This is a genomic window from Mycolicibacterium celeriflavum (genome assembly GCF_010731795.1).
Taxonomy (GTDB): Bacteria; Actinomycetota; Actinomycetes; order Mycobacteriales; family Mycobacteriaceae; genus Mycobacterium; species Mycobacterium celeriflavum.
In genome coordinates, this window is record NZ_AP022591.1 from 3,429,225 (window position 1) to 3,446,870 (window position 17,646).

Consider the following 17,646-nt stretch of genomic DNA (forward strand, 5'->3'; position numbering starts at 1 on the left):
CTGGCGCCATGACCGACGACAAGATGCTGGCCCGCATCGCCGCCCTGCTGCGCCAGGCCGAGGGCACCGACAACCCGCACGAGGCGGACGCGTTCATGGCTGCCGCGCAGCGGTTGGCGACCGCGACGTCGATCGACCTGGCCGTCGCCCGCTCGCATTCCGATCTGCGCACCAAGGCGCAGATGCCGGTGCAGCGGACCATCACGATCGGCAACGCGGGCACCAAAGGCCTGCGCACCTACGTGCAGTTGTTCACGGTGATCGCGCATGCCAACGATGTGAAGTGTGACGTCGCATCGAATTCGACGTTCGTCTACGCCTACGGCTTTCCCGAGGACATCGATGCCAGCCACGCTCTCTATGCCAGCCTGGTGATGCAGATGGTCCGGGCTTCACAGGGCTACATCGCCTCGGGTGCGCACCGCCCCACACCGACCATCACCGCGCGGATCAACTTTCAGTTGGCGTTCGGCGCGCGCATCGGGCAGCGACTTGCCCAGGCCCGCGAGGAGGCCCGCGAGGAGGCCACCAGCAGCCGCGACAGTCGACCGGGAACCGCGATTGCATTGCGCGACAAGGACCTCGAGTTACGCGACTTCTACCGCGAGACCTCCGAGGCGAGGGGAACCTGGCGGGCCACCAGCGCGACGGCCGGCTACTCCTCGAGCGCCCGGCGCGCGGGTGACCGCGCCGGGCGCAACGCCAGGCTCGGGCCCAGCACGGAACTCGCGGGGGCACGCTCGGCGCTGGCTGGAGGTCGGCGCCGCGGCGCCTCCGGGGAGAAGTGACCGGCCGCGACGTCCAGCGCGCGAAGGTCTACGCCGCCGAGGAGTTCGTCCGGACGCTGTTCGACCGGGCGGCCGAGCACGGCAACCGCGTCGTGGAGTTCTTCGGCACCTCGCTCACGCTGCCGCCGGAGGCGCGCTTCGCGTCGGTGCAATCGGCGCAGCGCTACGTCGACGACGTGCTGTCGTTGGCAACGGTGCGGCGACGGTGGCCGCACGTGGCGCCGCTGGCCGTGCGCGCCAGACGTGGAGCGACCGCCGCGCACTACGAGGCCGGCGACGACGGGGCCGTCATCGCGGTGCCCGAAGCCGGCACCCGCTGGGCTCTGCGCGAGTTGGTGGTTCTCCACGAGATCGCACATCACCTCTGTACGGATCCGCCGCCGCACGGGCCCGAATTCGTCGCGACTTTCTGCGACCTCGCCGACGCGGTGATGGGACCCGAGGCTGCCCACGTGTTGCGCGTGGTGTACGCGAAAGAGGGTGTCCGCTAACGGTTTTCGCCTGGCCGAGCGTCGGTGATCTCGGCGACGGCGGCATCGATGCGCTCGCGGTCCGCCTCCATCGAGGCGCTGGCGACGGCGTTGGCGTTCTGTAGCGCCTCGTTGAGACGCTGCTGCACGGTTTCGACCCCGAGGCGCAGCAGCCCATCCTCGATGAACGCGCCCGTCAGGTGGTGGTGACCGTTCAACGTCACCTCGACGGTCTCCGTTTCGTCTGTGGCCGTGAAGGTTTGAGTGCTCATCCGGTGCAGCTGATCGTCCATGATCGACTGCAGCCGCTGCGCTTGCTGCAGCACGGCGGCGACTTCGGGATGCATCTCGTCGCTCACGTGGCGTCCTTGCCCCCGCCGCCGTCGCCGACATCCCTGCGCCGGCGGTTACCGATGACGGCCTCGGTCCAGGGCCGGTCCTCGGTGTACAGATCCTCGTCGGGAACCAACCGGGGATCGCGCCGCTTCTCCGTGCCCTGTTGCGCGCCCGCACCGTGGCCCATCGGCGCCATGCCGCCGCCCATGACCCCGGCCGTGCGGTCGGCCGACGGGCCCGCTGCAGCGCCGGCCGCGGCCGGCGTGGTCGGCGCGGGCGCCACCGTCTCGGCCGTCACCGGCGCCGACATCGGTGTCGCAGGCATGTCGCCACCGCCACCGCCCCCAGCGCCACCACCGGACCCTCTGCCGCCGGAGGCCGCAGCGGGGCGCAGGCTCGGATCGATGGGCAGTTTCGGAGTCGACGGCGCACCGCCCGGCAGGCCGCTCGGCGTGCCTGCGGTGGCACCACTACCTCCGGCCGGGGCGCCGCCGGATGGCGCGGCTCCACCCGCGGGCGTACCGGCGCCTGAGCGCGACCCGGGTTCGGCTCGTGCCGCGGTCGTTTGCGACTGACCCGGAGGCGTCCGCGAGGCCATTGCCGTGGGATCACCGCCGGGCTGCCCGCCGCCACCGCCCCCGCTAGCTGTGGCCGCGCTGTCGACGTCCCCGCGCGACGGCATGGCCGGGCGGACGGGTGAGAACGTCGCATCGCTGGCGTACTGCCTGCGGACTTCGTCGGAGCGCTGCTGCAGCTCCTGCATCCGCTTCTGGACCTTCGCCATCTCGGCCTGCGTCGCGACGGAGTTGTCGGCGGTCATCTGCGCGGCCAGCTGTCGCAGCTGCGTTTCCAGCGCGACGTACTCGCTGTGGATGCCCGCGTGCTCACTCTTCGCCTTGTCATGCGCCTCGAGGACTTTGGCGGCCGATTCGGCCAGCTCCCGCCATCCTTCGGCGAGCTGCTCCAGCCAGCCGTCGAACTCCGCCATCCGGGCGTAGGCCGCATCGGCGGCCTCGCCCTCCCAGTCACCGGCGGCGGGACGCGGCGCGTTGCCCCTGACCCGGGTGGCCGCCACGCTCCACTGCATCAGCGCCGTTTTCAGCGAGGCGCCGTTGTCCCCGGCGATCAGGTCGGCCTGCGTCTTGTGCACATCGCTGTAGCCGCCGGCGTCGAGGATCTGCGGAGCTCCGACGGGTGTCGGGAGGTCGGGCGGCGGGGTCGACGGAGCGGGCACCGGGATCGCCTGCACCGCAGCCCGGCGCTCTGGGTCCTCGATCACCCTGCCGTAGGTCTCGTCGACCTCGGTGTAGGCGTCGGCGGCTATCTGCAGCATCTCGGCGATGCGCTGGTTCTCCGTCTCGGCCCACCGCTGGAAGCCCAGCAGGGACTGCGCATTGTCGTTGAGGTTGGCGACCGCGGCGGCCGAGGAGGGCAGCGCGTCGGGCGGCACCACCGCTTCGGCGGCGGGGTTGTGCCAGTTCCGACCCTTCATCTCAGCGGACTGCCTGGTGAGTTCCACCGGGTCGACGCGCTGTATGTCGCCCATGGCTATCCCTCCGTCCGCATGTCGGTCTCAGCCCTCGAGGACCATCTGGTAGCGGCTTTCCTCCCGCGGGTTGATCAGCCGGATCGGGAGCTGGCGGTGACGCGGAGTGTCGATGAAGTTGTTGCGCAAGATAACTCGGCCGACACCCGGATGTGGACCCAGGTACGTCGTCGCATTGGGCCAGGCGACCTTGGCCTCTTCACCGACCCGCGCGTTGACGAACCCGGCGAACTCGCTGAACTGCGGCAGCAGAGTGATGACGGCGCCCGCCGCCGCCGAGCGCACGATGAACTGGGTGAACAGTCGCGCATCGCCGAGGTTGATGCTCACGTCGACGTCGTCGAACGGCATGTAGACCGGGTAGCGGTCCGCGGTCTCGCCGACCAGCACACCGGCCGATCCGATGGGGAGTTCGTAGTGGCGGTCGTTGACCGGGCTGATGCCGTACAGAGCCGCCCGCTGACCGCCGAACAGGCACGAAAAGCCGCGCGGCGTCGCGGGATTGGCCAACGTCGTCAGCAGCACCGTCGAGGTGGGAGCTTCCCCGGGCCGGATCCGGACCCTGGTGATCGTGTGGTCTGCACGCGCCGACCACCACACATCTGGACCACCGGGCGCGCTGTAGGCGGCGGTGAACGTGCTGCGGCCCTTGATCGCCGACCACATCTCACGCTCGAAGCTGATCTCGGTTGCCCGGTCGAGGTCGTCGAAGCTGCGCGCCGGGCGCGCGTCGATTCCGTTGCCGGCCAGCTGATCCGCGATCCGTGTCGCGGAGGCCACCAGGTAGCGGGCCAGCCCGGCGACGCCGGACTCACGACGCTGCGACGACTTGCGGGTGGTCTCCGGGTCGGCCCGCAACACGATCCACGTCCGCCGATTGGCGGGTGCCGGATAGGGGCCGACGACCTGCTCGTACAGCGAAACCAGCGTCGCCGGAGCGGTTTTGCCGACCCGGTAGCCAGAGGACACCACGTCGGCTTCGAGATCCGGACAGTGCGCCGCGACGAGTTGCTCGACGAGTCGGGTGTTGAGGACGTCGTCGGTGAACGCCTCCCCGTTGACGATCACCGTCGGGGTGAACGCCCGCGGCACCAACTCGATGGCCGACACCAGGTACTCGTCCTGCCACCGCACCGCGACGTGGTCGCCCGGCATCACCGTGGCGCCCACGGCGGGCTCCGACGGCCGCGCCGGCACGTTGCGATGCCGCCGGCGCCAGGCGAACACCGCCGCGACCCATCCGGTGACCCGTCGACCGCGGATGGTCACCACGGAACCGAGCGCGATCAGCACCGCGAGCGTGATCCCGAGCCAGAGCAGGTCCAGGCTGGCGAACAACAGAACGCCGGCCGGGATCAACGCCGCCGCCCAGATCGCGTGGCCGGTCGTGAACCGCAGCCCGAAGATGCGGAGGATCTTGGTCATCGGCGCCTCAGTGCGCGACGAGCCAGCGCGCCGAGTCCCAGGACCGCCGCGAGCACCGCACCCGCGACGACGACCGCGGTGATCGGGCCGCGATCCGGCGGAGGGATGTACACCGGCGGCGGAATCTCCTTGACCTTGTACGGCGCCCGTTCCGGACCCGCGGGCACGTCCCACGTCAGTGCCGCGACGGGGTCGATGGCCCCGGCGCCGACGTAGTTGTCGGCGCCCCCGCCCGGGTGGCGCGCCGTGGCGGTGATGCGGTTGATGATCTGGGCCGGCGTCAGTGTCGGAAAGCGTTGTTTGAGCAGCGCGGCCAATCCGGAGACGTACGCCGCCGCGAACGACGTCCCGCTGATCGGGATCGGGCCGTCCTGGCCGTGCAACGCGTTGACCGGGTTCCCGTCATAGCCGAGCGCGATCAAGTTCTCGGCCGGGGCGGCGGCGCCCACCCAGGGGCCGGACATCGAGAACGCGCTCGGCTGACCGGTCGGGCCGATGCCACCGACGGTCAGCACCAGCGGCGAATACCACGCTGGGCTGACGATCGTCTGCACCTGCTTCCAGCCGCGCGGATCCGCCGGCACCGCCGGATCCGGTGGCGGGTTCTGCGTGCAGTCCTGACCGGTGTTGCCCGCAGCGACGATGACGACCGCACCCTTGACGTTGACCGCATAGTTGATCGCGGCGCCAAGGCCGGTCTCGTTGATCGGGCGGGTCACCTTGTAGCACGCGGCTTCGCTGATATTGATGACCTGCGCGCCGAGGTTCGCCGCGTGCACCACCGCCCGGGCCAGGCTGCGCAGCGACCCGGCGGTCTGTGTGGTGTTCGGGTCATTGGGGTCCTGGCGCGAGCCGACCGGTTGGAACGCCTCGGAAGTCTGCCGCAGCGACAGCACACGGGCATCGGGTGCGACCCCGACGAACCCGTCGGTCGGTGCGGACCTTCCCGCGATGATCGACGCGGTCAGCGTGCCATGTGCGTCGCAGTCCGACATTCCGTTGCCTGCCTGGTCGACGAAGTCTCCGCCGGGTTCGGCAGGCACCCGCGGTGAGCCGACGACGCCGGTGTCGATCACCGCGACGGTGACGCCCGCACCGGTTGCGAACTTGCGTGCCTCCGACAGCCGCAGATAATCATTTGCCCAGGGTCGGTCGGCGAAATTCGAGTTGGGAAACGCCGTCGGCGCCGAGCAGACGCGACGCTGTTCCATCGGTTGGTCGGGGCCGGTCTGGTCGGGTGGCACGGCCGCGGGATCGATCGCCGGCGGTTCGATCGCCGTGGCCGCCGGGGCGGTGAGCAAGGCCAGCAGCAGCGCCGCCAGCAGCGCGGTGACGCGCGCGAAGTTGCGCTGCACGCGCTACGCACCTCCTTGCTGAAGCGCACGCAGCAAAGTCTGCGCCGCCGGGTAGGCGGGGCAAATCATCACGTCAAGCCGATCGGCCGATTGCACGCAGCCAATCTTAAGGGGCGGTCAGGGTGGGTCATTGCGCTATCTGTCCCCGGCGCCCGGCCGGCACCGGCGCCGACGCAACGTGTCGCCGCTTCGACCGTCGACCAGGTATGCCAGCCGACCGGCCACAGGGTTCGTCGGCCGAGGACACCCCGGGGTCGGCGACGCCCGCTCAGCGTCCGGACGTCGCCCTCAACGAGACAGCTGCTTTTCGCTGTCGACGCAGATTTCCACCATCCGGGTTGCGGAGCGACGTGGCTCGACGACGGTCCGGCGCATCACTTGCGCGCCCGGGCGCACGCGCAGGTACCGCGCTGTCGAGCAACTCCTCAGTCGCTTGCTGGAGCGCCCACACCTCGCTACGGAACGGCGGTGTCCAACCCGTCGACGTCGAGGGTGATCGCACCGGCCGGGTCGGCGCGGAACTTGCCGCTGCCGGCCACGTCGGCCAACCCGCCGGTGCCGGAGGCGATCCGCACGTCGGCACTGGCGACACCGTCGCTATAGGAGCCGTCGTGCAGCAACACGAGGCTGCCCGGATTGCCGCCGATGGTCCCCGTGATGTGCTCGATGCCGACGAACATCGCGCTCTTGTCCGGTGCATAGGCCAACAGCCACTTCGTCGTCGACGTGCCCTTGATGTCGCCGTCGTAGCGTTTGGCGACCAGCGCCTCGGTCAGCTTGGTGGCCTCGTCGCCGTCCTCGAACGGCGTCTCGTCCCAGCTGCCGATCTCGAAGGTTGCCTCGATATGTCTGCTCATGGGGGGCGGATACCCGGTCGGCGGGCGGGGTGAACCGAGAGGCCGACAGGCGGGGCCGCAAGCCACTGTGATAGTCAAGGCATGGCGGCCGCGTTGCGTCCGATAGCAGGTCAAACTATAGTCTGGACACATGTCCAGAAGGTTCGGAGTTGTTGCGTGACACGATTCGTCCAGCTCACCGGGCCTGGATTTATCCGCTTCTGTGCATCGGCGTGAGTTGAAGATGCGCATCGCCCTGTTGTCGTACCGGAGCAAGACCCACTGCGGTGGGCAAGGCGTGTACGTCCGCTACCTCAGTCGCGGTCTCGCCGACCTCGGCCACGATGTCGAGGTGTTCTCCGGCCAGCCCTATCCGGAAGACCTCGACCCCCGGGTCCGGCTGACCGAGGTGCCGAGCCTGGATCTGTACCGCGAACCCGATCCGTTCCGCGTTCCGTGGCCGACCGAGATCAAGACCTCCATCGACCTGCTCGAGCTGTTGACCACCTGGACGGCAGGCTTTCCGGAGCCGCGCACGTTCAGCCTGCGCGCCGCACGCGTGCTGGCCGAACGCCGCGACGAGTTCGACGTCGTGCACGACAACCAGTGCCTCGGCACCGGCTTGCGCAAGATCGCCGGCCTCGGGCTCCCGGTGGTGGCCACGGTGCATCACCCGATCACCCGCGACAAGGTCGTCGACGTCGCCGCCGCCAAGTGGTGGCGCAAGCCGCTGGTGCGGCGGTGGTACGGCTTCGCCGAGATGCAGAAGCAGGTCGCCTGTGAGATCCCCGAACTGCTCACGGTGTCGTCGACCTCGGCGGCCGACATCGCCGAGGACTTCGGTGTCGCGCCAAACCAGTTGCACGTCGTGCCGCTGGGCGTGGACACGGCGATGTTCAAACCGGCCGAACAGCGGGTGCGAAACCGCATCATCGCGATCGCCAGCGCCGATGTGCCGCTCAAAGGCGTCCGGCACCTACTGCACGCGGTCGCCCGGTTACGCGTCGAGCGCGACCTCGAACTGCAACTGGTCGCCAAGCTCGAACCCAACGGCCCGACCGAGAAGCTCATCGCCGAACTCGGCATCTCCGACATCGTGCACAGCTCCAGCGGGCTGTCCGACAGGGAGCTGGCCGACCTGCTCGCCTCGGCCGAAGTAGCCTGCATCCCTTCGCTTTACGAAGGCTTCTCGCTGCCCGCGGTGGAGGCGATGGCCAGCGGTACGCCGATCGTCGCCAGCCGTGCCGGTGCGCTGCCCGAGGTGGTCGGCGCCGACGGCGAGTGCGCCCGGCTGGTGCGGCCCGCCGACGTCGACGAGCTGACCGCGGTGCTCGGCGACCTACTCGATTCTCCGCGCGAGCTGGCCCGCCTCGGCGCGAACGGACGCAAACGCGCGCTCGAGGTGTTCAGTTGGCAATCGGTTGCGGCGCAGACGGTTGCGGTGTACGAGCAGGCGCGGGAACGGGTCGGCGCGTGCTGACCGTGGACTTCGACCGGCTCGGTGTGGGTGCGGGCACGAAGGTGATCGACGTGGGCTGCGGCGCGGGCCGGCACAGCTTCGAGGCGTACCGGCGCGGCGCGGACGTCGTGGCCTTCGACCAGAACGCGACCGACCTCAACGATGTCGACGAGATCCTGACCGCAATGCGGGAACAGGGCGAGGCGCCGCCGACGGCGAAGGCCGAGGCAGTCAAGGGCGACGCGCTCGATCTGCCTTACGCCGACGGCACTTTCGACTGCGTGATCGCCTCGGAGATCCTCGAACACGTGCCCGAGGACGAGTTGGTGATCGCCGAACTGGTCCGGGTGCTCAAGCCGGGCGGAACGCTGGCGATCACGGTGCCCCGGTGGCTCCCGGAGAAGGTCTGCTGGGTGCTCTCCGACGAGTACCACGCCAACGAGGGTGGACATGTGCGCATCTACCATGCCGACCGCTTACGCGACAAGGTGCTCGCCCACGGCCTGCGACTCGAGCACACCCACCACGCGCACGCCCTGCACGCCCCGTACTGGTGGCTGAAATGTGCAGTGGGAACAGAGAAGCCGGACCACCTCGCGGTGAAGGCGTACCACCGCATGCTGGTGTGGGACATGATGAGCCGTCCGTGGCTGACCAGGACGGCCGAGTCACTGCTGAACCCACTGATCGGCAAGAGTGTCGCGTTGTACTTCGACAAACCGGCGGTCGTCGGTGCTGACACCTAAACTCGAGGGCGTCCCGGGCGTCCCGGGTGTCCTGACGCCCGAACAGTGCCGGCAGACCGCGAAGTCGATTGCGGCGACACAGGAATCGTCCGGTGCCCTCCCGTGGTTCGACGGCGGCCACACCGATCCCTGGGACCACGTCGAGAACGCGATGGCGCTGACCGCCGCCGGCCTGCTGGAACCGGCGCGCGCGGCCTTCGAGTGGTCGCGCACGACCCAGCGTCGCGACGGCTCGTGGCCCATCCAGTTGCGCAACGGCGTCATCGAGGATGCCAACAGCGACAGCAACTTCTGCGCCTACATCGCGACAGGCGTGTGGCACCACGTGCTGATCACCGGCGACCGTCGGTTCGCCGAGACGATGTGGCCGGTGGTGGCCAGGGCCATCGACTTCGTCCTCGGCATGCAGCTCGGTGGTGGTGAGATCGCCTGGGCGAGAAGCCCTTCGGCAATCGAGCCCGACGCGCTGCTGACCGGCTGCGCGAGCATCTACCACAGCATCCGGTGCGCGTTGGCACTCGCGGACTACTTCGACGACCCGCAGCCCGAGTGGGAGGTGGCCGTCGGCCGGCTCGGCCATGCGATCGCCCACCATCCCGAGGCGTTCGCGGTGAAGGACCGCTGGTCGATGGAGTGGTACTACCCGGTTCTCGGCGGCGCCGTGCGCGGTGCGGCGGCGACGGCGCGCATCGACGAGCGGTGGCACGACTTCGTGGTGCCCGGCCTCGGGATCCGCTGTGTCGACGACCGGCCGTGGGTGACCGGTGCCGAAACCTGCGAGCTGGTCCTGGCTTTGGACGCGATGGGGGACACCGTGCGCGCTCGGGAACAGTTCGCCGCAATGCACCATTTGCGTGAGGATGACGGTTCGTACTGGACGGGCCTGGTGTTCGCCGACGGCAAGCGCTGGCCCGAGGAACGCACGACGTGGACCGGCGCTGCGATGATCCTCGCCGCCGATGCGCTGTCGGCAACCACGGCGGCCAGCGGGCTTTTCCGCGGCGTCGAACTACCACGCGGCCTCGAAGGCGAATACGACTGCGAGTGCGCGACGAGCGACCGCTGACTACAGCGGCTCGCCAACCACGCCTTGTGTCCGCTCCAGCACCCGCATGGATCCGGTTGCCGAGACTTCGCGAAAGTGGTTGCTGTCCAAGGCCCGACGGTAGACGTGGAACGGCGCCTGCCCGCCTTCCTCGGGATTGGGGAAGACGTCGTGGATGACCAGCGCGCCGCCCACCTGCACCCACTTCGCCCAGCCGTCGAAGTCGCGCTGTGCGGCCTCCTCGGTGTGGCCACCGTCGATGAACAACAGGCGCAACGGAGTTCGCCACCCGCGCGCCACCACCGGTGACCTGCCGACCACCGCGACGACGTGGTCATCCAGGCCGGCCGCGTCGAGCGTGTGCCGCGCCGTCGGCAACGTGTCGAACAGGCCCGTGACCGCGTCCACCATCGACGCGTCGTGGTACTCCCAACCGGGTTGGTGTTCCTCGGAACCGTGGTGGTGGTCGACGGTGTAGATCACGCCGCCGGTCTGCTGCGCGGCCGCGCCGAGTAGCACGGTGGACCTGCCGCAGTAGGTGCCGATCTCGACGCCGACACCGTCGCCGAGATACTTCACGGCCGCGTCGAACAGAGCGCGGCCCTCGTCGGCCGGCATGAAACCGGTCACCTGCTCGGCGAGGGCGAAGAGTTCATCGGTGGTACGCATCGTGGTCAATCTATCCGGCGGCAGCGCGCGGTTTCATTGCTGGTGCCGATTCGTTGTAGTAGCGTCCGGACATGTGTCCGACGCGGCCCTGGAGTCGACCCGGCGCCGTCTGACCGCCAAGCAGGCGGACACCGTGGACCGCCTCGGCCGGGCCGCGGTCGACCTCCTCGGCCGCGAGGGCTTCGCCGGTCTGACCGTGCGCCGGGTGGCCGCCGACGCGGGCGTCGGCGCCGCCACCGCCTACACCTACTTCTCCTCCAAGGAGCACCTCGTCGCGGAGGTGTTCTGGCGACGGCTGTCGATGTCGCCGCCGGCGGCGCACGAGTCGGACGATCCCGCAACCCGCGTCATCGAAGTGCTGCGGCACATCTCGCTGCTGGTCGCCGATGAGCCCGAGTTCGCCGGCGCGGTGACGACCGCGCTGTTGGGCCGCGACCCCGACGTCGAGGTGCTGCGGCTGCGGATCGGCCGCGAGATCCGCGCCCGACTGGCCGCGGCCCTGGGTACCGACGTCGATGCCGACGTCATCGACTCGCTCGAGATGCTGTATTCCGGCGCGCTGGTCCGCGCAGGCATGGGCTACGCGTCGTACACCGAGATCGCGGATCGGCTGGCGAAGTCCGCGCGGTTGATCCTGGGCTGACCGGTCAGCGTGCGCCGAGAATCGCTTCAGACGCGGTGATCGCGGGCTCGATGATCCCCCGCAGATCGCGGCCGTCCTCGACGAACAACGCGGTCAGTTCACGTAACCCACCCAACAGGATCAGCGCCAGCGGGCGCGAGATCGCGGGCAGTCGTGCACGCCGAAAACCGGGGCTGTCGCTGAGATCGACGAGCATGTCGGTCAGGTGCTCCATGGCCAGCCGATGCAGCGGCTGGGCGGCGGTGCCCAGCGCGGGTGCCTCGCGAATCCAGGTCAACGTTATCGCCGGACGTGCCGCGATGTGGTCGACGTAGGCGTTGACCGCCTGCCGGATCTGGTCCTGCCAATCGGCATCCGGCCGGGTCGCCGCCCGGATGCTGGCGATCAGGTCCTCGTTGTTGCGGCGCAGCAGCTCGATCAGACATTCGGCCTTGCTCGGAAACTGCTCGTAGAAGGTCCGCTTGGAGGTGCGGGCGTGCCGCACGATGTCGGCCACCGTGGTGTCGCGGTAGCCGCGCTCGTTGATAGAGGCGGCCAGACCGTCGAGAACTCGATCGCGGAACGGGTCGCCGACGGCGGTAGCGCCGTTGTCGAGCGCTGTCGTCATCTCGCCTCCAGACCCTTGCGACAACTGGTACCAACCGGTACCGTACATCACACAATCGTGGTACATCGTAGTACCGAGATATGGCTGGGAGCGTCATGAACGAAGTCACGGTCATCGAGGGCACAGGAACGCCCACCGAAGCCGAGTCGTCCCGAGCGGTCAAGCTGCCGCCGCAGCCGCCGATTCCCAAGCCCGTTCTGGGCGTCGCCTTCTCGATCTCACGGCGGTGGACCGTGGCCCAGATCGCCCGCCGCTACGGGTCGGTGTTCACGCTGAACCTTCCGGTGTTCGGACGCACGGTCGTCGTCGGTGAACCGCAACTGGCCAAGCAGCTGTTCATGGCCAACACCGACGACGTCGGCAACATCCAGCCGAATCTGTCCCGGGTGCTCGGACCCGGCTCGGTGTTCGCACTCGACGGAGCCGAGCACCGCCGTCGACGCCGGCTGTTGACCCCGCCGTTTCACGGCAAGAGCATCAAAAACTACGAGCGCATCTTCGAAGAGGAGACGCTGCGCGAATCGGCGAACTGGCCAACGGGACAGGCATTCCCGGCCCTCGAGCCGATGATGCGGATCACGCTCAACGCGATTCTGCGCGCCGTGTTCGGCGCCGACGGTGAGCATCTCGACGAATTACGGCGCATCATCCCGCCCTGGGTGACGCTCGGTTCCCGGGTGTCGACGCTGCCGACCCCGTCGCGAACCTACGGCCGGTTCAGCCCGTGGGGCCGGCTGGCCGAATACCGCAGGCAGTACGACGCCGTCATCGACAAGCTGATCGACTGGGTCACCGCCGACCCGAACTTCGAGAGCCGTGACGATGTACTGGCGCTGCTGCTGCGCAGCACGTACGAAGACGGTACCGCTATGTCCCGCAACGATATCGGCGACGAGTTGCTGACCCTGCTTGCTGCCGGGCACGAGACCACTGCGTCCACCCTGGCGTGGGCCTTCGAGCGGATCACCCGGCATCCGGAGGTACTGGCGAAGCTGGTCGACGAAGCGGGCACGGACGACAACGAGTACCGACAGGCCACCATCCTGGAAGTGCAGCGGTCGCGGACGGTCATCGACTTCGCCGGTCGGCACGTCTACTCGCCGACATTCGAACTCGGCGATTGGGTTGTACCGCAGGCGCATTCGATTCTGGCCAGCATCTCGCTGATGCACGACCGTGCCGAGGAGTTCCCGGGGCCCGACAGCTTCGATCCCCAGCGCTTCCTCGGTGATCGGCCCCCGACGTTCGCGTTCATCCCGTTCGGCGGGGGCACCAGGCGGTGCGTAGGTGCGGTGTTCGCCAACGTCGAGATGGATGTGGTGCTACGGACGGTGCTGCGCCACTTCGTGATCGACAGCACGACGGCGCCCGCGGAGAAGGTGCATTCACGCGGTGTGGCCTACACCCCGAAGGAAGGCGGACGCACCGTGGTCCACCGCCGAGAAACGCCGCTCGCTTAGGAGGAACCGATGACGGACGCCGCCGTCACCAAGCAGGACGCCCCGGTCGCACCCGGCCGGACGCCGCCGGCGGTGCCGTTACCCAAACCCGTTCAGCTGGTGCTCATGGCGGGGTTCCGGCGCTGGTATCTGGTCAAGGCCATCAACCGGTACGGGCCGGTGTTCGCGATCAATGTGCCGTTCTTCGGTCGCAGCGTGGTGGTCGCCGATCCCGCGCTGCTGCGGCAGGTGTACCTCGCGAGCACCGACGATCTGATCAACGTGCAACCCAACCTGAGCCGGATCTTCGGTCCCGGTTCGGTTTTCGCGCTTGACGGGGTCGAGCATCGCAAGCGCCGCAAGCTGCTTGCCCCGCCGTTCCACGGTCAGAGCATCAAGAACTACGAGAAGATCATCGAGGAGGAGACGCTCCGCGAGACGGCGACCTGGCCGGAAGGCGTCGAGTTCCCGACACTCGAACCGATGAACCGGATTACGCTGAACGTCATCTTGCGCACGGTGTTCGGCGCCGACGGAGCCGAACTCGACTTCCTGCGAGAGATCATCCCGCCGTGGGCCAAGCTGGGTTCCCGCATGGCGACCCTGCCCGAACCGCCGCTGCGGACCGGACGGTTCAGCCCGTGGGGGCGGTTGGCGGCTTTCCGCCGCCAGTTCGACCGGACGGTGTTCGCACTGATCGACAAGGCCGAAGCCGATCCCGCGCGCGATGAGCGCACCGACATCCTGGCGCTGTTGCTGCGCAGCACCTATGAGGACGGCACGCCGATGTCGCGCCAGGACGTCTCCGACGAACTGCTAACGCTTCTGGGGGCGGGCCATGAGACGACCGCCTCGACGCTCGGCTGGGCCTTCGAGCGGCTGCGCCGTCACCCCGAGGTGCTGGCCGAGTTGGTCAGGGAGAACGACGAGGGCGGCAGCGAATACCGCCAGGCCTTCATCAACGAACTGCAACGCAACCGCACCGTCATCGACTTCTCCGGACGTCACGTCGCCGCACCGCATTTCGACCTCGGCGAGTGGCGGATCCCGCACGGTTACACCGTGATGGTGGCGCTGGCGAACATCCACGCCGATGCGAAAGTCTTCCCCGACCCCGAGCGCTTCGACCCGAACCGCTTCCTGGGTAAGCGACCGCCGACGGCGTGGGTGCCCTTCGGTGGCGGCACGCGCCGGTGCATCGGCGCCGCGTTCGCGAACGTCGAAATGGACGTCGTGCTACGAACAGTGCTGCGGCACTTCGTGATCGAGACCGATAACGCCCCCGACGAGAAGGTGCATTTCCGCGGCATCGCGTTCACGCCGAAGGACGGCGGCCGGGTCGTGGTACGACACCGGAGTTAAGCGCGAGCAGGGGCCTAGACAAGCGCCGAGACTACGGTTTCTGACTGGTTTCGGTCGATTCTCGTCACAAACCGTAGTCTCGCGGCCGACGGATTACTTGTTCGCCGTCGCCCGCCTGGGTAGCTTCCAGCCCGGGCGCGGGTAGTGGCAGGTGTAGCCGGTGGGATACCGCTCCAGGTAGTCCTGGTGCTCTGGCTCGGCCTCCCAGAAGTCGCTCGCCGGTGTCACCTCGGTGACGACCTTGCCGGGCCACAGGCCGGAGGCATCGACGTCGGCGATGGTGTCGAGCGCGATGCGCTTCTGCTCGTCGTCGAGGTAGAAGATCGCCGACCGGTAGCTGGTGCCGACGTCGTTGCCCTGCCGGTTCTTCGTGGTCGGGTCGTGGATCTGGAAGAAGAACTCGAGCAGCGCCCGGTAGTCGGTCTTCGTCGGGTCGTAGACGATCTCGATCGCCTCGGCATGGCCGGGGTGGTTGCGGTAGGTGGCGTTGGCGTTCTCGCCGCCGGTGTAGCCGACGCGCGTCGACACCACACCGGGCTGCTTGCGAATCAGATCCTGCATGCCCCAGAAGCAACCGCCCGCCAGGATGGCCGTCTTGGTGTCACTCATGCTTGTGCCTCCTTCGTGAACAACGACTTGTACTGGCCGCCGCCCTCGGCCTCGAGGTCGTCGAGGTGAATGAACCTCAGCGAAGCCGAGTTGATGCAGCAGCGCAACCCGCGTTCGTCGCGCCGCCCTTCGGTGAACACGTGCCCGAGGTGGCGGCCACCGGCGACAACGCGCTCACCGCGGCCGGGTTCTTGTCGTATTGCCTTGCCATGGTGCCTGTATAACCGGCGGCGTAACGCCGGTGTTCCGAGCGGGGATTACGGTTATGTGATGCGTGCGCTCGCTGCGGTGGCCGGGCTGCTGATGGCCGTTGGCCTCGCTCCCGTCGCGTCGGCGGAGACCGCGGTGCTTGCCGAACGGCCCGGCTACCAGGGTGTCGTGTTCACCGACAACCCGGCGATCGTCGACGCCCATCCCATGCGCGCCGAGTCGTTCAGCCGAGCCGCCGACGACCGCGCGATCGCGGTGCATTTCACCACGGGCACGCCGCAGTGCTACGGCGTGCACGCCACGGTCCAGGAGACTCCCGACGTCGTCACCGTCGCGTTGCGGGGCGGCACGCTCCCGGAAGCCGTCGGCCGCGCGTGCATCATGATCGCGGTGTCGGGGACCCTCGACGTCGCATTGCAGGATCCGCTGGGCACCCGGCAGGTGCTGACCGCGTTCTGAGCCTCGACAAACGCCAGTAGAACGTGTTCTAGTTCTCGTTGTGACGAGCAGCACCTTCAGCCGTGACGAACTCGTCGCGGCGTTCGAGAAGTTCGAGGCGACGGTCGACCGCGCCGCCCAGACCAGGGACTGGGATCCCTGGGTTGAGCAGTACACCCCCGACGTCGTCTACGTCGAGCACGCGGCGGGCACCATGCGCGGCCGGGAGGAGGTTCGCGCCTGGATCTGGAAGACGATGGAGACCTTCCCCGGTAGCTACATGACGTCGTTCCCGGCGCTGTGGGCGGTCTTCGACGAGCCGACCGGCCGCGTCATCTGCGAACTCGACAACCCGATGCGCGACCCCGGCGACGGCACGATCATCAGCGCGACCAACATCTCGATCCTCACCTACGCAGGCGACGGGCTGTGGCGCCGGCAGGAGGACGTCTACAACCCGCTGCGCTTCGTCAAGGCAACGGTCAAATGGTGCAGCAAGGCCGCCGAACTGGGCACGTTGAGCGACGAGGCGGCGAGTTGGATGCGCCAGTACGGAGGCGCCCGGTGAGCAAGCTGGTGATCGGGGCCAACGGTTTCCTCGGCTCGCACGTCGCCCGACTCCTGGTGGCCGACGGGCATGACGTCCGCGCCATGGTCCGCCCGAACGCGAACACGACGGGCATCGACGACCTCGCCGTGGAACGTTTCCACGGCGACATCTGGGACGACGACACTTTGCGTGCGGCCATGACCGGAGTGGACGACGTGTACTACTGCGTCGTCGACACCCGCGGCTGGCTCAAGGACCCCGCCCCGCTGTTTCACACCAACGTCGACGGCACCCGCAACGTGCTCGAGATCGCCAAAGACATGAACCTGCACCGGTTCGTCTACACCAGCAGCTACGTGACGGTCGGACGCCGGCGCGGGCATGTGGCCACCGAGGACGACGCGATCGTCGACGGAGGCGAGATGTCGCCGACCTTTCGGCTCCGGGGGCTGACGCCGTACGTGCGGTCCCGCGTCCAGGCCGAGACGCTGGTGTTGCAGTACGCACGCGAACACGGCCTGCCCGCGGTAGCGATGTGCGTATCGACCACCTACGGCAGCGGTGACTGGGGCCGCACCCCGCACGGCGCGATCATCGCCGGAGCGGCGTTCGGCAAGCTGCCGTTCGTGATGGGCGGTATCGAACTCGAGGCCGTCGGTGTCGACGACGCAGCGCGCGCCATGATCCTGGCCGCCGAACGCGGCCGTGTCGATGAGCGCTACCTGATCTCGGAGAAGATGATCAGCAATGCCGAGGTCGTCCGCATCGCCGCCGAGGCGGCGGGGATGCCGGCGCCGACGAAGTCGATACCGCTCCCGGTCTCGTACGCGATGGCCACCCTGGGCTCCGTGAAGGCGCGACTGACCGGGACCGACGAGAAGTTGTCGCTGGAGTCGTTGCGGCTGATGCGTGCCGAAGCGCCGGTGGACTGCAGCAAGGCCAGACGCGAACTCGGTTGGGCGCCAAGGCCGGTCGAGGAGTCGATCCAGGAGGCGGCACAGTTCTGGGCCGCCTTGCGGGATGCGCGACGCAAGAGCAAGGCCGGCTGAACGGCGCGCCGAAGCGCGTTCAACTGCTGGCGTCGTCGATTCGATCGCGACTAGCGTCGCAGAG

General features: G+C 68.5%; 19 protein-coding genes and 1 pseudogene. 11 read left to right on the forward strand and 9 right to left on the reverse strand.

Features of this window, described 5'->3' with window-relative positions:
* Positions 1–8: 8 nt before the first annotated feature.
* Both G6N18_RS16605 and G6N18_RS16610 read left to right on the forward strand, forming a co-directional pair.
* Positions 9–788, forward strand: a complete 780-nt coding sequence (locus G6N18_RS16605) for a DUF2786 domain-containing protein (protein WP_083000189.1) — start codon at positions 9–11, stop codon at positions 786–788.
* Positions 785–1,279, forward strand: coding sequence for a TIGR04338 family metallohydrolase (locus tag G6N18_RS16610; RefSeq protein WP_083000191.1), 495 nt, complete (start codon positions 785–787; stop codon positions 1,277–1,279). The genes G6N18_RS16605 and G6N18_RS16610 overlap by 4 nt, the downstream gene beginning before the upstream one ends.
* Here G6N18_RS16610 and G6N18_RS16615 read toward each other — a convergent pair.
* The 5 genes from G6N18_RS16615 to G6N18_RS16635 all read right to left on the reverse strand — a co-directional run bounded on the left by G6N18_RS16615 (position 1,276) and on the right by G6N18_RS16635 (position 6,777).
* Entirely contained in the window at positions 1,276–1,617 is a 342-nt protein-coding gene (locus G6N18_RS16615; protein ID WP_067225440.1) for a YbaB/EbfC family nucleoid-associated protein, read from the reverse strand. The genes G6N18_RS16610 and G6N18_RS16615 overlap by 4 nt on opposite strands.
* A complete protein-coding gene (locus G6N18_RS16620) occupies positions 1,614–3,140 on the reverse strand; it encodes a PPE domain-containing protein (RefSeq protein ID WP_083000193.1) in 1,527 nt (508 codons plus the stop codon). Before G6N18_RS16620 ends, G6N18_RS16615 begins: the two co-directional genes overlap by 4 nt.
* Before the next feature lie 27 nt (positions 3,141–3,167).
* On the reverse strand, positions 3,168–4,565 hold the full coding sequence (eccE, locus tag G6N18_RS16625) for a type VII secretion protein EccE (protein WP_083000195.1): 1,398 nt from the start codon (positions 4,563–4,565) through the stop codon (positions 3,168–3,170).
* Positions 4,562–5,920, reverse strand: coding sequence for a type VII secretion-associated serine protease mycosin (mycP, locus tag G6N18_RS16630; protein WP_083000196.1), 1,359 nt, complete (start codon positions 5,918–5,920; stop codon positions 4,562–4,564). Before mycP ends, eccE begins: the two co-directional genes overlap by 4 nt.
* A 455-nt stretch (positions 5,921–6,375) precedes the next feature.
* Positions 6,376–6,777: a DUF3224 domain-containing protein gene (locus tag G6N18_RS16635; protein ID WP_067225445.1), complete on the reverse strand. Its 402-nt coding sequence runs from the start codon at positions 6,775–6,777 to the stop codon at positions 6,376–6,378.
* Positions 6,778–7,000: 223 nt separating this feature from the next.
* Here G6N18_RS16635 and G6N18_RS16640 point away from each other — a divergent pair, with 223 nt between their 5' ends.
* From G6N18_RS16640 to G6N18_RS16650, 3 genes are read left to right on the forward strand one after another with little or no spacing between them, the layout of a single operon-like run.
* A complete protein-coding gene (locus G6N18_RS16640; protein WP_083000263.1) occupies positions 7,001–8,236 on the forward strand; it encodes an MMP alpha-(1->4)-mannosyltransferase in 1,236 nt (411 codons plus the stop codon).
* Complete coding sequence (locus G6N18_RS16645; RefSeq protein WP_067225594.1) at positions 8,230–8,961, forward strand: class I SAM-dependent methyltransferase; 732 nt, start codon at positions 8,230–8,232, stop codon at positions 8,959–8,961. Before G6N18_RS16640 ends, G6N18_RS16645 begins: the two co-directional genes overlap by 7 nt.
* The gene (locus G6N18_RS16650; protein ID WP_083000198.1) at positions 8,948–10,027 is read left to right on the forward strand and encodes an MMP endo-(1,4)-3-O-methyl-alpha-D-mannosidase; all 1,080 of its coding nucleotides are present in this window, start codon (positions 8,948–8,950) and stop codon (positions 10,025–10,027) included. The genes G6N18_RS16645 and G6N18_RS16650 overlap by 14 nt, the downstream gene beginning before the upstream one ends.
* Here the strand turns inward: G6N18_RS16650 and G6N18_RS16655 are convergent, their stop codons facing one another.
* Positions 10,028–10,675 (reverse strand): class I SAM-dependent methyltransferase, encoded by a 648-nt coding sequence (locus G6N18_RS16655; protein WP_083000200.1) that lies wholly within the window; start codon positions 10,673–10,675, stop codon positions 10,028–10,030.
* A gap of 73 nt (positions 10,676–10,748) precedes the next feature.
* On the opposite strand from G6N18_RS16655, the gene G6N18_RS16660 reads away from it, so the two are divergent.
* Positions 10,749–11,318, forward strand: coding sequence for a TetR/AcrR family transcriptional regulator (locus G6N18_RS16660; RefSeq protein WP_067225449.1), 570 nt, complete (start codon positions 10,749–10,751; stop codon positions 11,316–11,318).
* Between the two features lie 4 nt (positions 11,319–11,322).
* Here the strand turns inward: G6N18_RS16660 and G6N18_RS16665 are convergent, their stop codons facing one another.
* Entirely contained in the window at positions 11,323–11,925 is a 603-nt protein-coding gene (locus G6N18_RS16665; protein WP_067225598.1) for a TetR/AcrR family transcriptional regulator, read from the reverse strand.
* A 95-nt stretch (positions 11,926–12,020) separates the two neighbouring features.
* Here G6N18_RS16665 and G6N18_RS16670 point away from each other — a divergent pair, with 95 nt between their 5' ends.
* Both G6N18_RS16670 and G6N18_RS16675 read left to right on the forward strand, forming a co-directional pair.
* Positions 12,021–13,385, forward strand: a complete 1,365-nt coding sequence (locus G6N18_RS16670) for a cytochrome P450 (protein ID WP_083000202.1) — start codon at positions 12,021–12,023, stop codon at positions 13,383–13,385.
* Positions 13,386–13,394: 9 nt separating this feature from the next.
* Positions 13,395–14,726: a cytochrome P450 gene (locus tag G6N18_RS16675; protein WP_083000204.1), complete on the forward strand. Its 1,332-nt coding sequence runs from the start codon at positions 13,395–13,397 to the stop codon at positions 14,724–14,726.
* Between the two features lie 93 nt (positions 14,727–14,819).
* On the opposite strand, the gene msrA is transcribed toward G6N18_RS16675, so the two are convergent.
* A complete protein-coding gene (msrA, locus tag G6N18_RS16680; RefSeq protein ID WP_083000206.1) occupies positions 14,820–15,335 on the reverse strand; it encodes a peptide-methionine (S)-S-oxide reductase MsrA in 516 nt (171 codons plus the stop codon).
* Positions 15,332–15,496: pseudogene (locus G6N18_RS16685) on the reverse strand (peptide-methionine (R)-S-oxide reductase); the annotation flags it as partial. The gene msrA and the pseudogene G6N18_RS16685, both read right to left, overlap by 4 nt.
* 109 nt (positions 15,497–15,605) lie before the next feature.
* Between G6N18_RS16685 and G6N18_RS16690 the strand changes: the two are divergent.
* From G6N18_RS16690 to G6N18_RS16700, 3 genes are read left to right on the forward strand one after another with little or no spacing between them, the layout of a single operon-like run.
* A complete protein-coding gene (locus G6N18_RS16690) occupies positions 15,606–16,004 on the forward strand; it encodes a hypothetical protein (protein ID WP_083000208.1) in 399 nt (132 codons plus the stop codon).
* Positions 16,005–16,044: 40 nt separating this feature from the next.
* Complete coding sequence (locus G6N18_RS16695; RefSeq protein ID WP_083000210.1) at positions 16,045–16,551, forward strand: nuclear transport factor 2 family protein; 507 nt, start codon at positions 16,045–16,047, stop codon at positions 16,549–16,551.
* The gene (locus G6N18_RS16700; protein WP_083000212.1) at positions 16,548–17,582 is read left to right on the forward strand and encodes an NAD-dependent epimerase/dehydratase family protein; all 1,035 of its coding nucleotides are present in this window, start codon (positions 16,548–16,550) and stop codon (positions 17,580–17,582) included. Before G6N18_RS16695 ends, G6N18_RS16700 begins: the two co-directional genes overlap by 4 nt.
* Positions 17,583–17,646: the final 64 nt, after the last annotated feature.